The following is a 12,430-nucleotide window of genomic DNA, read 5'->3' on the forward strand; positions in this document are numbered from 1 at the left end:
GCGGCTGTCTCCTTCGCGGGTCGGGCGGGCCGGCACGGGTCAGGCGCGCTTGTAGACGGGGGGCCGCTTCTCGGCGAAGGCGCGGGCGCCCTCCTTGGCGTCGGCGGTCTCGAAGAGCGGTCCGCCGCGTTCGAGTTCGGCGGCGAGGCCGTCGGTCTCGGTCATCTCGGCGGTCTCGTACACGGACGCCTTGACGGCCTCGACGGCGAGCGGGCCGCAGGCGTTGATCCGTTCGGCGATCTCCAGGGCGCGGGCGAGCGCGGTGCCGTCGGGGACGACATGCCCGACGAGTCCGATGCCGGCGGCCTCGCGGGCGCTGTACGGCCGTCCGGTGAGCAGCATCTCCAGGGCGTGGGTGCGCGGGATCTGGCGTTGCAGCCGGACGGTGGAGCCGCCGATCGGGAACAGTGCGCGCCGGACCTCGAACAGTCCGAAGGTCGCGGACTCGCCGGCCACCCGGATGTCGGTGCCCTGGAGGATCTCCGTGCCGCCGGCGACGCAGTGCCCCTCGACGGCGGCGATCACCGGTTTGCGCGGCCGGTGGTGGCGCAGCATCGCCTTCCAGTGCAGGTCGGGATCGGCTGTGAGCCGGTCCCGGTAGTGCTCCCCCGCCATGCCCCGGCCGGCCAGGGCCTTGAGGTCCATCCCGGCGCAGAAGGCGCCGCCGGCCCCGGTGAGCACGATCGAGCGGACGGTGTCGTCGGCGTCGGCCTGGAGCCAGCCGTCGTACAGGCCGACGAGCATCGGCAGCGAGAGCGCGTTCTTCGCCTCGGGCCGGTTGAGCGTGAGGACCAGTGTGGCGCCTTCGCGCCGCACGGTGAGGTGTTCCGTGCCAGCCATGACCCATCTCCCCTCTGCCGGAACGAGAACAGGTTGCAGTAGGCGGGTGGGCACTTCAAGGGTTTTCTGACAGTCAGTCAGATTTCTTCGCGCGAAGCCTTCACAGTTGCGGCGCCCTTTGCTCTGATGACCGGCGAACCGTCGGATGCCAGGTACGCCCGGGTCAGGAGGAACCGTGGAGTACAACCTTGCCGACCTGTTCGAGTCGGTCGTCGACGCGGTCGCGGACCGCGAGGCGCTCGTGTACCTCGACCACCCGGGTACGGGCGCGGAGCGCCGTCTGACGTACGCGGAGCTGGACGCGGCGGCGAACCGCATCGGGCACCATCTGCTCGACAGCGGGATACGTCCGGGCGAGCATCTGGGGCTGCACCTCTACAACGGCGTCGAATACCTCCAGACGGTGCTCGGCTGTCTGAAGGCACGGATCGTCCCGGTCAACGTCAACTACCGTTACATCGAGGATGAGTTGGTCTATCTCTACCGGGACGCCGACCTGGTGGCGCTGGCCTTCGACTCGGAGTTCACGGGCCGGGTGGCGGCGGCGCTGCCGCGGGCCGGGGGGCTGCGGCATCTGGTGCGGGTGGGCGAGCCGGCGCCGGGCGCCGCCGGCGTGCCCGCCGTCGCGTTCGCGGACGCGGAGGCCGCCGGTTCCCCGGAGCGCGGCTTCCCGGCGCGCTCGGGCGACGACCAGTTCATCATCTACACGGGCGGTACGACGGGGATGCCGAAGGGCGTGATGTGGCGTCAGGAGGACCTGTTCTTCGCGGGCCTCGGGGGTGGCGCGCCGACCGGAGAGCCGGTGGGGGCACCGGAGGAACTGGCGGAGCGGGTCGCGGCCGGCGGTGCGGGGATCACCTTCTTCCCCACTCCCCCGCTGATGCACGGCACCTCCACCCTCACGGCGTTCATCGGCTTCAACTTCGGGCAGCGCGTGGTGATCCACCGCAAGTTCGTGCCCGAGGAGGTGCTGCGGACCATCGAGCGGGAGAAGGTCACCAGCGTGTCGCTGGTCGGGGACGCGATGCTGCGGCCGTTGATCGACGCGTTGCGGGGCCCCATGAAGGGCACGGACTGCTCCTCGGTGTTCAGCGTCTCCTCGTCGGGGGCGATCATGTCGGAGACGGTGCGCCGGCAGTTCTGCGAACTCGTCCCGAACGCGATGCTGTTGAACAACTTCGGGTCCTCCGAGTCCGGGTTCAACGGCACGGCGACCGATGACTCGGGCCAGGAGCGCGGATTTCGCATCCAGGTCAACTCCCGTACCCGGGTGGTGGATCCGGCGACCCATGAGCCGGTGGCGGCCGGTGCGGTGGGGCGGGTGGCGCAGTGCGGACATGTGCCGCTCGGCTACTACAACGACCCGGTGAAAACCGCCGAGACCTTCTTCGAGAAGGACGGCGAGCGCTGGGTGCTGCTGGGCGACATGGCGACCGTGGACGAGGCCGGCGTCGTCACCGTGCTCGGCCGCGGCTCGCAGTGCATCAACACGGGCGGCGAGAAGGTCTACCCGGAGGAGGTCGAGCAGGCGCTCAAATCGCATCCCGACGTGTACGACGCGCTCGTGGCCGGGGTGCCGGACGCCACCTGGGGCAACCGAGTGGCGGCGGTCGTGCAGTTGCGGGAGGGCGCCGCCGCGTTGTCCCTGGCGGACGTGCAGCGCCACTGCCGCACCCAACTGGCCGGCTACAAGATCCCCCGCCGGCTCGTGCTCACGGAGACCATCCAGCGCTCCCCGAGCGGCAAGGCGGACTACCGGTGGGCGCGGGAGGTGGCGAGGGCCGCGGACCGGTAGGGCGGGGACGCCGCGGGTGCCGGAACATACACCGGCGCAAAGCGGGGCGCTCGGGCCGCTACACCGGCTCGGCGTGGCGCGGTCGGGCTCGTGCCGAGGAAGCCGGCGATCCGGCGCACGAGCCGTTCCGGGTCGTGCGGCCGGGGCCAGTGGCCGGCATCCGGCCGGATGTCGCACACTGCGTTCGGGAAGGCTGCGGTGCGGGGGGGGGCGCCGTCGAGTTCCCCGGCGTACACGAGGTCGGGGGCGTACACGAGGTCGGGGGCCGCCGGGCCGCGCAGGGCGGCCCGGGTCGTCGGTCTGCTCGTCGGCCGCGGTGTCACCGGCGGGCGCGGCCTCGTCCCGGCGGCCGTGGAAGAACGACGCGCAGGCCGGTTCATTTCTGCTCTCGCCCGCAGCCGGGCCGCCGGCCGACGGGGTGGCGGTGATCAGGACCAGCCGCCGCTGTCGCGCCCGGGTCCGCGAGAATGTGCAGGCAGACCTCTTGCCCGGGGCCGTCCGGGGCTGAATTACTGATCCCGGACACGGCAACCGAATGATCGGTCGTCCGAATTGACGCGATCGGTGAGGGAGAGGTGCCCCATGACGGAGGCGAGGGAGCTGTTCGACGCGGGAGAACGGCTCGACGCAACGGCCCTGCGGGCGCTTCAGCTGGAGCGGCTGCGGACCACGCTGCGGCGCGCCTACGACAACGTGCCCTTCTACCGCCTGGCCTTCGGCAAGGCCGGTGTCCGCCCGGAGGACTGCCGGTCCCTGGACGACCTGGCCCGCTTCCCCCTCACCAGCAAGGCGGACCTGCGCGAGAACTACCCGTACGGGATGTTCGCCGTGCCGCGCGACCGGATCCGCCGCATCCATGCGTCGAGCGGCACCACCGGACGCCCCACGGTGGTCGGCTATACGGACAACGACCTTTCCGTGTGGGCCGACATGGTGGCCCGTGCCATCCGTGCGGCCGGCGGCCGGCCCGGGGACACGATCCATGTGGCGTACGGCTATGGGCTGTTCACCGGCGGTCTCGGCGCCCACTACGGCGCGGAGCGGCTGGGGTGCACGGTCGTCCCCGCATCCGGCGGGATGACCGCACGGCAGGTCCAGCTGATCCGGGACCTGGAGCCGCGGATCATCATGGTCACGCCCTCGTACATGCTCACCCTGCTCGACGAGTTCGAACGGCAGGGTGTGGACCCGCGCGGCACGTCGCTCAGGGTCGGCATCTTCGGCGCCGAGCCGTGGACGGAGGAGATGCGCGGGGAGATCGAGGAGCGGTTCGGGATCGACGCCGTCGACATCTACGGGCTGTCCGAGGTGATCGGACCGGGCGTCGCCCAGGAGTGCGTGGAGACCAAGGACGGCCTGCACATCTGGGAGGACCACTTCTATCCCGAGGTCGTCGACCCGGTCACCGGCGAGGTGCTGCCCGAGGGCGCGGAGGGCGAACTGGTCTTCACCTCGCTCACCAAGGAGGCCATGCCGGTGATCCGGTACCGCACCCGTGATCTGAGCCGGCTGCTGCCGGGCACGGCCCGGGTGTTCCGGCGGATGCAGAAGATCACCGGCCGCAGCGACGACATGGTGATCCTGCGCGGTGTCAATCTGTTCCCGACGCAGATCGAGGAGATCGTGCTGCGCACCCCGGGCGTCGCCCCGCACTTCCAGCTCCGACTCACCCGGGAGGGACGCCTCGACGCCCTCACCGTGCGGGCCGAGGCGCGGCCCGGCGGGACGCCCGAGGCACGCCGGGAGGCGGCCCGGGTCATCGCGGCGGCCGTCAAGGACGGCATCGGCGTGTCGGTCGCCGTGGAGATCGTCGAACCGGAGTCGCTGGAGCGGTCGGTGGGCAAGATCCGCCGGATCGTGGACCTGCGCCCACGCTGAGCGCTCCGCCGGCCTGGCCGTGCTGCGCCGTCGGGCGTCCGCGGCGGCACCGTGGCCGGCCGCGCCCGGACCTAGTGCAGCTGCCCGCCGCCGAACCGTTCGCGCAGTTCCCGCTTGAGGATCTTGCCGCTGGCGTTGCGCGGCAGCCCGGTCACGAACAGCACCCGCTTCGGCGCCTTGAACGGGGTGAGCTTCTTGCGGGCGTGGGCGATCAGTTCGGCCTCGGTGACCTCGCCGCGCGGCACGACCACCGCCGTGACGGCCTCGACCCAGCGCTCGTCGGGCAGTCCGATCACGGCGGCCTCGGCGACCGCCTCGTGGGTGTACAGGGCGTCCTCGACCTGCCGCGAAGCGATCAGCACGCCACCGGAGTTGATGACATCCTTCACCCGGTCGACGATCGTGAGGTATCCGTCGGCGTCCCGCACCGCGAGGTCGCCGGAGTGGAACCAGCCGTCGCGGAAGGCCGCTGCACTCTCCTCGGGCTTGTCCCAGTAGCCCTCGCACAGCTGCGGCGAGCGGTAGACGATCTCGCCGGGCGTGCCGTCGGGCACGTCCGCGCCGTCCTCGTCGACGACGCGCGCGTCCACGAACAGCACGCTGCGGCCGCAGGAGTCGAGCCTGCCCTTGTGTTCGTCGGGGCCGAGCACGGTGGCGAGGGGTCCGATCTCGCTCTGCCCGAAGCAGTTGTAGAAGGCGAGGTCCGGCAGCCGTTCGCGCAGCCGCTCCAGGACCGGTACGGGCATGATCGACGCCCCGTAGTACGCCTTGCGCAGACCGCCGAGGTCCCGGGTCGCGAAGTCGGGCCGGTTCGCCAGCGCGATCCACACGGTGGGCGGCGCGAACAGGCTGTCCACGCGGCCCGCCTCGATCAGGTCGAAGAGGGTGTCGCCGTCGGGCGCGTCGAGGATGATGCCGCTCGCTCCGACCGCGAGGTACGGCAGCAGGAACACATGCAGCTGGGCCGAGTGGTACAGCGGCAGGGCGTGCGCGGGCCGGTCGCCGGCGCTCAGGTCGAGGGCGGTGATCGCGCTCAGGTACGCGTGGACCAGGGCCCGGTGGGTCATCATCGCGCCCTTGGGCAGCGCGGTGGTGCCGGAGGTGTACAGCAGTTGCACCAGGTCCTCGGCGCGCGGTTCCAGGCCGTCGTACGGGGGTGTCGCCGCGAGCGAGGCGAGAAGCGAGTCGTCGGTGTCGCGCAGCGGCAGCACGGGGACGCCGTCCGGGAGCCGTCCGGCCAGGGCCGGGTCGGCGAGCACCAGGGAACTGCCCGACTGTCGGACGATGTAGGCGAGGTCGTCGCCGGTCAGATGGTGGTTGACCGGCACATGGACCAGGCCGGCGCGGGCGCAGCCGAGGAAGGCGATGACATAGGCGTCGGAGTTGTGGCCGTAGGCGCCGACCCGGTCGCCGGGGGCGAGGCCCCGGGCACGCAGCAGGCCGGCGGCGCGGGAGACGGCGTCGTCGAGTTCCGCGTAGGTCCAACGGCGCTCGCCGTACTCGACCGCGATCCGCGCGGGTGTGCGCCGGGCGCTGCGCCGCAGCACCCCGTCGACCGTGCTGCCGTGTCCCTGCGTCATGGCACCCGATCCTCGGGCCGGCGCGCGGGGAGGTCAAGATTCCGCGGCCGGTTCGCCGGGCCGCGCCCGGTCACACCGGGCGGCCCCGGCCCTGCCAGTAGGGGTCACGCAGCCGCCGCTTGTACAGCTTGCCGTTGGGGTCGCGGGGCAGTTCGGCGACGAAGTCGACGCTCTTCGGCCGCTTGTAGCCGGCGAGCCGTTCGGCGCAGTGGGCGAGCAGGGCGGCAGCCAGGTCCGGGCCCGGCTCTTGCCCGGGGGCCGGTTCCACCACGGCCTTGACCTCCTCGCCCCAGTCGTCGTGCGGGACGCCGAAGGCGGCGGCGTCGGCGACGGCGGGGTGGGCGAGCAGCGCGGACTCGATCTCGGCCGGGTAGATGTTGACGCCGCCCGAGATGATCATGTCGATCTTGCGGTCGCGCAGGAAGAGATAGCCGTCCTCGTCCAGGTGGCCGAGGTCGCCGACGGTGAAGAAGTCGCCGATGCGGTTCTTGCGGGTCTTGGCCTCGTCCTTGTGGTAGGCGAAGCCGCCGGTGTTCATCTTCAAATAGACGGTGCCGAGTTCGCCGGGCGGCAGCCGGTTGCCGTCGTCGTCGAAGATCGCGAGTTCGCTGATCGGCCAGGCCCGGCCGACCGTGCCGGGTTTCTTCAGCCAGTCCTCGGCGGTCGCGAAGGCGCCGCCTCCCTCGCTGGCCGCGTAGTACTCCTCGACGGCGTGCCCCCACCAGTCGATCATGGCCCGTTTCACATGGTCGGGGCAGGGCGCGGCGCCGTGGATGGCGTGCCGCATGGAGGAGACGTCGTACGACTGCCGTATGTGTTCGGGGAGCGCCAGGAGACGGTGGAACTGTGTGGGGACCATATGGGTGTGGGTGCACCGGTGGGTGTCGATGAGGCGCAGCATCTCCTCGGGCGTCCACTTGTCCATCAGCACCAGGTGGTGCCCGATGTGCAGGGACGCGCCGGCGAACTGGAGCACGGCCGTGTGGTAGAGCGGCGAGCAGACCAGGTGGACGTTGTCGTCGAACGGCTTGATGCCGAAGATGCCGAGGAACCCGCCGAGGTAGGCCTCCTCGGGGGGCTTGCCGGGCAGCGGGCGCCGGATGCCGCGGGGCCGGCCCGTGGTGCCCGAGGTGTAGTTCATCACCCAGCCGAGGGTGCGCTCGGCGGGCGTCGACTCGCTGTGTCCGTCGAGGAGTTCGGCGTACGGCCTGAAGCCTTCGACGGTGCCGGCCGCGTACCGGTGGCTCGCCGGGAGGCCGGCCTCGTCGGCGGCGCGGCGGGCGGGGCCGGCGAACCGCTCGTGCGCGATGAGCACCTTGGCGCCCGAGTCGGCGACGATCCAGGCGATCTCGGGGCCGACGAGGTGGTGGTTGACGGGCACGAGGTAGAACCCGGCCTGGCTGGTGGCGAGATAGGCAGTGAGGAACTCGACGCCGTTGGGCAGCACGACGGCGAGGGCGTCGCCGCGCTCCAGGCCCGCGGCGCGCAGGCCGTGCACGAGCCGGTTGGCGGCGGCGTGCAGCCGCCCGGCGGTCCAGTGCTCGCCGTCGGGGGCGACGAGGACGGTGCGGTCGGGGTGTCGGGCGGCCTGGGCCCAGAAGCCGGTGGGGGGTGTGTTCACGACTGGCCGCTCCTTCCGGCGATGCGGTTGATGCGGTCGACGGCCCGCTCGAAGCCGCGGGTGAGGTCGTCGAGGACGGCCCGGACGTCGCGCCTGGTGGTCATCCGGCCGACGATCTGGCCGACGGGGGTGCCGAGCAGCGGCTCGACCTCGTGCTTCTGGATGCGGGAGACCGCCTCGGCGACCAGCAGGCCCTGGAGCGGCATGGGAAGGGTGCCTGGCCCCTCCGGGTCGTCCCAGGCGTCGGTCCACTCGGTGCGCAGCTGGCGCGCGGGCTTCCCGGTGAGGGCGCGCGAGCGGACGGTGTCGCCGGACCCGGCGGCGAGGAGCTTGCGGGTGAGAGCGGGGGATTGCAGCTCCGCCTCTGTGGTGGTCAGCCATATGGAGCCCAGCCACACTCCTTGGGCGCCCAGGCTCAGTGCCGCCGCCACCTGCTGGCCGCTGCCGATGCCGCCGGCCGCCAGCACGGGCAGCGGATCGACGGCGTCGACCACTTCGGGGGTCAGCACCATGGAGGCGATGTCCCCGGTGTGACCGCCCGCCTCGTAGCCCTGTGCCACGACGATGTCGATGCCCGCGTCGCGGTGCTTGCGGGCGTGCCGGGCGCTGCCGGCGAGCGCGGCGACGAGCACGCCCCGCTCGTGGGCGCGGGCCACGACGTCGGCGGGCGGGGAGCCGAGTGCGTTGGCGAGGAGCCGGATGGGGTAGTCGAAGGCGACGTCGAGCTGGCTGCGGGCGACCTGCTCCATCCAGCCGGTGATGCGCCAGCCGGACGGCTCGCCCGCGGCGAGTTCGGGCACGCCGTACTTGGCGAGGGTGTCCGCGACGAACCGGCGGTGACCCTCGGGGATCATGGCCTCGACGTCGGCCTCGGTGACACCCTCGACCTTCTTGGCGGGCATGACGACGTCGAGGCCGTAGGGCCGGCCGTCGGTGTGCGCCTCGATCCAGTCGAGGTCGCGTTTGAGGTCGTCGGGGGCGGTGTAGCGGACCGCGCCGAGCACGCCGAAGCCGCCGGCCCGGCTGATGGCCGCGGCGACGGCGGGGAACGGCGTGAAGCCGAAGACGGCGTGCTCGACTCCCAGTTGCTTGCTCAGCTCCGTCTGCATGGGCGCAGGATGCCGCAGTCCTCGGAACGACGGAAGCCCTTTTCTGATACAGCGTCAGATTCTTTGGAGAGCGCGCGCACCGTTGACAGATTCCGCGCCTGACAGGAAAGTTTCACCGCGCACGGCAAGCCCCGAAAGATACTTTCAGATGGGAGGGCCCCACATGACCGACGATGCTCCGGGCACAACGGCGGCCGGGCTGACCCGGCGCCGACTGGGCATCGGCGCCATGACGCTGGGCGGCGCGCTGACCCTCGGCCCCCTGCCCGCGGGTCCGGCCGCCGCCGCCCCCGCGGCCGGCCACCCCACCCTGCGGTACGGCTCGGCCGAACGCGCCGGCCTGCTTTCCGAGCATCTCGGCCTGCTCGTGGCCGACGCCGAGACGTTCCTCGGCCCCTCCCCCGCGCACCCCTGGTACGCGGGCGCCGTACTGCTCGCCGGGCGCGGCGGCACCGTGGCCCTGCACCGGCCCATCGGGATGGCGGTGCGCTACGCGGCCTACGACGAGAAGACCGACACCGGCGTGGAGTTCCCGGCCGGCCGGCAGATCCCGATGGACAAGGACACGGTCTTCGACCTGGCCTCCGTATCCAAGCTCTTCACCTCGCTGCTCGCCGTCCAGCAGCTGGAGCGGGGCGCCGTCGAACTGGAGCGGCCCGTCGCCTCGTACCTCCCGGAGTTCGGCGCCGCCGGCAAACAGGAGGTGACGATACGTCACCTGCTCACCCACACCTCGGGACTCCGCGCCTGGATCCCGCTGTACGACGCTCCCGCCTACGAGGACAAGCTCCGGCTCATCTGGAACGAGGCGCCGGTCGGCCCGCCGGGCACCGCCTACCTCTACTCGGACCTGAACCTGATCTCCCTCCAGCTCGTCCTCGAACGGGTCACCGGCCGCCCGCTGGACGTCCTCCTGCGCGACGGGATCACCGCCCCGCTCGGCCTGCGCCGCACCCGCTACAACCCGCCCGCCTCCTGGAAGCCGCGGATCGCGGCGACGGAGGACGCGCGCAGACCGTGGTCCGGCCTCGACCGGGGACTCGTATGGGGCGAGGTGCACGACGAGAACGCCTACAGCCTGGGCGGTGTCGCGGGCCACGCGGGGGTGTTCTCCTGTGCCTGGGACCTGGCGGTGCTCGCCCGCACGCTGCTCAACGGCGGCGCGTACGGGCGCACACGCATCCTGCGGCCGCAGTCCGTGGAGCTGATGTTCACCGACTTCAACACCGGCTTCCCGGGCGACGAGCACGGCCTCGGCTTCGAGCTGTACCAGCACTGGTACATGGGCGCGATGGCCACTCCGCGCACCGCCGGGCACACCGGCTTCACCGGCACCTTGCTGGTGCTCGATCCGACCACCGACTCCTTCCTCGTGGTGCTCGGCAACTCGGTGCATCCCGTGCGCACCTGGCGGTCCGGTTCCGCTCCCCGGGTCGCCGCCGGCACCCATCTGGCGCGGGCCGTTGCGGTCCGGCCCGCCAAGGGCCGTACGGCCTGGTTCTCGGGCCTGGTGAACGCCACGACCGCCACGCTGGCCCTGCCCCCGCTCGACACCTCCTTCGGCGGGGCGCGGCTGCGCTGTGCCCTGTGGTGGGACACCGAGCCCCGCTCGGACGCGCTGGTCCTGGAGGCCTCCACGGACGGCGGCGGCTCCTGGCGTCCGGTGCCGTTCACCACGGGCCGGCGCGGCGAGGAGTCCCGGGAGCACCCGGACGGTACGGCCACCGGCTGGTCGGGCCGCGTGTGGCACCGGCTGACCGCGGACCTCCCGGCCGACCGGCGGCTCGTCCTGCGCTGGCGGTACACCACCGACCGGCTCTATGTGGGCCGCGGCGCCTACGTCGACGCGCTGCGCGTCGAGGCCGGCGATGCCATGCTCTTCGACGGCGCGCGCCCGGCGGACGCGGCCCGCCTCACGGCGGCGGGCTGGCGGCCGTCGGCCGACTGACGGACCTGGCCGGGCCAGGCCGCGAGGCCCGGCCCGCACCGCCGTGTCCCGCCCTCTCCCCCGTCTCCCCCCGTCTCCCCCTCTCCTCAGGCCCGCTCCAGCACCGCCATCGCCGCGTTGTGCCCCGGCACTCCGCTCACCCCGCCGCCGCGCACCGCTCCCGCCCCGCACAGCAGGACGTTGGCGTGCCGGGTCTCCACGCCCCAGCGGCCGGTGCCCTCCTGGGCGTAGGGCCAGGCCAGCGCGCGATGAAAGATGTTGCCGCCGGGCAGTCGCAGGTCGCGCTCCAGGTCGAGCGGGGTCTTCACCTCGATGCACGGGCGGCCGTCGGCGTCGGTCGCCAGGCAGTCGACCAGGGGCTCGGCGAGGTGGGCGTCGAGCTGCGCGAGCGTCGCCTTCAGCAGTTGACGGCGTACGGCGTCGTGGTCGCCCGCGAACAGCCGGGCGGGGGTGTGCAGGCCGAACAGGGTGAGGGTCTGGTAGCCGCGGGCGACCAGGTCGGGGCCGAGGATCGAGGGGTCGGTCAGGGAGTGGCAGTAGATCTCGCTGGGCGGTGCGGCGGGGAGCCGGCCGGCGGCGGCCTCGGCGTGGGCGGCGGCCAGCTGCTCGTAGCCCTCCGCGATGTGGAACGTGCCGGCGAACGCCTCCCGCGGGTCCACGGTGAGGTCACGCAGCGCGGGCAGCCGCTTGAGCAGCATGTTGACCTTCAGCTGGGCGCCCTCGGCGGGGGCGGGCCGCGGGTCGCCGGTGAGGGCGGCCAGCTCCTGCGGCGAGGCGCCCACGAGGACGTGCCGGGCGGCGACGACGCCCTCGCCGTCGGCCGTGCGGTAGGCGATCTCGGCACGGTGTCCGTCGGTGTCGATACGGACGGCCTCGTGCCCGGTCGCGAGGGTCGCGCCCGCCGTGCGCGCGGCGGCGGCCAGCGCGTCGGTGAGGGCGCCCATGCCGCCGACGGGCACGTCCCAGGCGCCGGTGCCACCCCCGATGACGTGGTAGAGGAAGCAGCGGTTCTGCGGCAGGGCGGGGTCGTGGGCGTCGGCGAAGGTGCCGATGAGGGCGTCGGTGAGGACGACGCCCCGCACCAGGTCGTCCTCGAACTCCCGCTCGATCGCGACCCCGATGGGCTCCTCGAACAGGGCGCGCCAGGCGTCCTCGTCGTCGATGCGGCGGCGCAGCTCGTCGCGGGTGGGCAGCGGTTCGGTCAGGGTCGGGAAGACCCGCTGGGCGACCCTGCCGGTCATGCCGTAGAACCGCTGCCAGACCGTATACTCGCGCGCGCCGCCGGTGAGCCGGGCGAAGGCCTCCCGGGTGCGCCGCTCGCCGCCGCCGACCAGCAGCCCGGTGGGGCGCCCGGCGCGCACCGCCGGGGTGTAGGAGGAGATGGTGCGGCCGCGGACGCGGAAGGTGAGGCCGAGGTCCCGCACGATCTTCCGGGGCAGCAGGCTGACCAGGTAGGAGTAGCGGGACAGCCGGGCGTCGACGCCGGTGAACGGGCGGGTCGACACGGCCGCGCCCCCGGTGCGGCCGAGCCGTTCCAGGACCAGCACGGACCGTCCGGCCCGGGCCAGATAGGCGGCCGCGACCAGCCCGTTGTGGCCGCCGCCGACGATGACGGCGTCGTACGCGCGGGATCCCTCGTGTGCAGGCATGGTTCTTCGT

At 72.7% G+C, this 12,430-nt stretch carries 8 protein-coding genes; 3 read left to right on the forward strand and 5 right to left on the reverse strand.

The window, feature by feature from the left end; translation table 11 throughout:
* Positions 1-39: 39 nt before the first annotated feature.
* Positions 40-840 (reverse strand): crotonase/enoyl-CoA hydratase family protein, encoded by an 801-nt coding sequence (locus ACFYTE_RS12675; protein ID WP_388708642.1) that lies wholly within the window; start codon positions 838-840, stop codon positions 40-42.
* Between the two features lie 175 nt (positions 841-1,015).
* Here ACFYTE_RS12675 and ACFYTE_RS12680 point away from each other — a divergent pair, with 175 nt between their 5' ends.
* Positions 1,016-2,635, forward strand: a complete 1,620-nt coding sequence (locus ACFYTE_RS12680; RefSeq protein WP_388708645.1) for an acyl-CoA synthetase — start codon at positions 1,016-1,018, stop codon at positions 2,633-2,635.
* A 582-nt stretch (positions 2,636-3,217) separates the two neighbouring features.
* The gene (gene paaK / locus ACFYTE_RS12685; protein WP_388708647.1) at positions 3,218-4,513 is read left to right on the forward strand and encodes a phenylacetate--CoA ligase PaaK; all 1,296 of its coding nucleotides are present in this window, start codon (positions 3,218-3,220) and stop codon (positions 4,511-4,513) included.
* Positions 4,514-4,584: 71 nt separating this feature from the next.
* On the opposite strand, the gene ACFYTE_RS12690 is transcribed toward paaK, so the two are convergent.
* From ACFYTE_RS12690 to ACFYTE_RS12700, 3 genes are all read right to left on the reverse strand, one after another.
* Positions 4,585-6,093, reverse strand: coding sequence for an acyl-CoA synthetase (locus ACFYTE_RS12690; RefSeq protein ID WP_388708650.1), 1,509 nt, complete (start codon positions 6,091-6,093; stop codon positions 4,585-4,587).
* Positions 6,094-6,163: 70 nt separating this feature from the next.
* The gene (locus tag ACFYTE_RS12695) at positions 6,164-7,714 is read right to left on the reverse strand and encodes an acyl-CoA synthetase (protein ID WP_388708653.1); all 1,551 of its coding nucleotides are present in this window, start codon (positions 7,712-7,714) and stop codon (positions 6,164-6,166) included.
* Positions 7,711-8,823, reverse strand: coding sequence for a nitronate monooxygenase (locus tag ACFYTE_RS12700; protein WP_388708656.1), 1,113 nt, complete (start codon positions 8,821-8,823; stop codon positions 7,711-7,713). Before ACFYTE_RS12700 ends, ACFYTE_RS12695 begins: the two co-directional genes overlap by 4 nt.
* Positions 8,824-8,986: 163 nt before the next feature.
* On the opposite strand from ACFYTE_RS12700, the gene ACFYTE_RS12705 reads away from it, so the two are divergent.
* Positions 8,987-10,771 (forward strand): serine hydrolase, encoded by a 1,785-nt coding sequence (locus ACFYTE_RS12705; protein ID WP_388708658.1) that lies wholly within the window; start codon positions 8,987-8,989, stop codon positions 10,769-10,771.
* An 86-nt stretch (positions 10,772-10,857) separates the two neighbouring features.
* Here the strand turns inward: ACFYTE_RS12705 and ACFYTE_RS12710 are convergent, their stop codons facing one another.
* Positions 10,858-12,420, reverse strand: a complete 1,563-nt coding sequence (locus tag ACFYTE_RS12710; RefSeq protein ID WP_388708661.1) for a phytoene desaturase family protein — start codon at positions 12,418-12,420, stop codon at positions 10,858-10,860.
* Positions 12,421-12,430 lie beyond the last annotated feature (10 nt).

The organism is Streptomyces sp. NPDC004629, assembly GCF_042873595.1.
Lineage (GTDB): Bacteria > Actinomycetota > Actinomycetes > Streptomycetales > Streptomycetaceae > Streptomyces.

Bases quoted from the DNA above. Each gene is read 5' to 3' on its own strand.
- ACFYTE_RS12675 (WP_388708642.1), bottom strand. From the start codon at position 840: ATGGCTGGCACGGAACACCTCACCGTGCGGCGCGAAGGCGCCACACTG.
- paaK (WP_388708647.1), top strand. From the start codon at position 3,218: ATGACGGAGGCGAGGGAGCTGTTCGACGCGGGAGAACGGCTCGACGCA.
- ACFYTE_RS12690 (WP_388708650.1), bottom strand. From the start codon at position 6,093: ATGACGCAGGGACACGGCAGCACGGTCGACGGGGTGCTGCGGCGCAGC.
- ACFYTE_RS12700 (WP_388708656.1), bottom strand. From the start codon at position 8,823: ATGCAGACGGAGCTGAGCAAGCAACTGGGAGTCGAGCACGCCGTCTTC.
- ACFYTE_RS12705 (WP_388708658.1), top strand. From the start codon at position 8,987: ATGACCGACGATGCTCCGGGCACAACGGCGGCCGGGCTGACCCGGCGC.
- ACFYTE_RS12710 (WP_388708661.1), bottom strand. From the start codon at position 12,420: ATGCCTGCACACGAGGGATCCCGCGCGTACGACGCCGTCATCGTCGGC.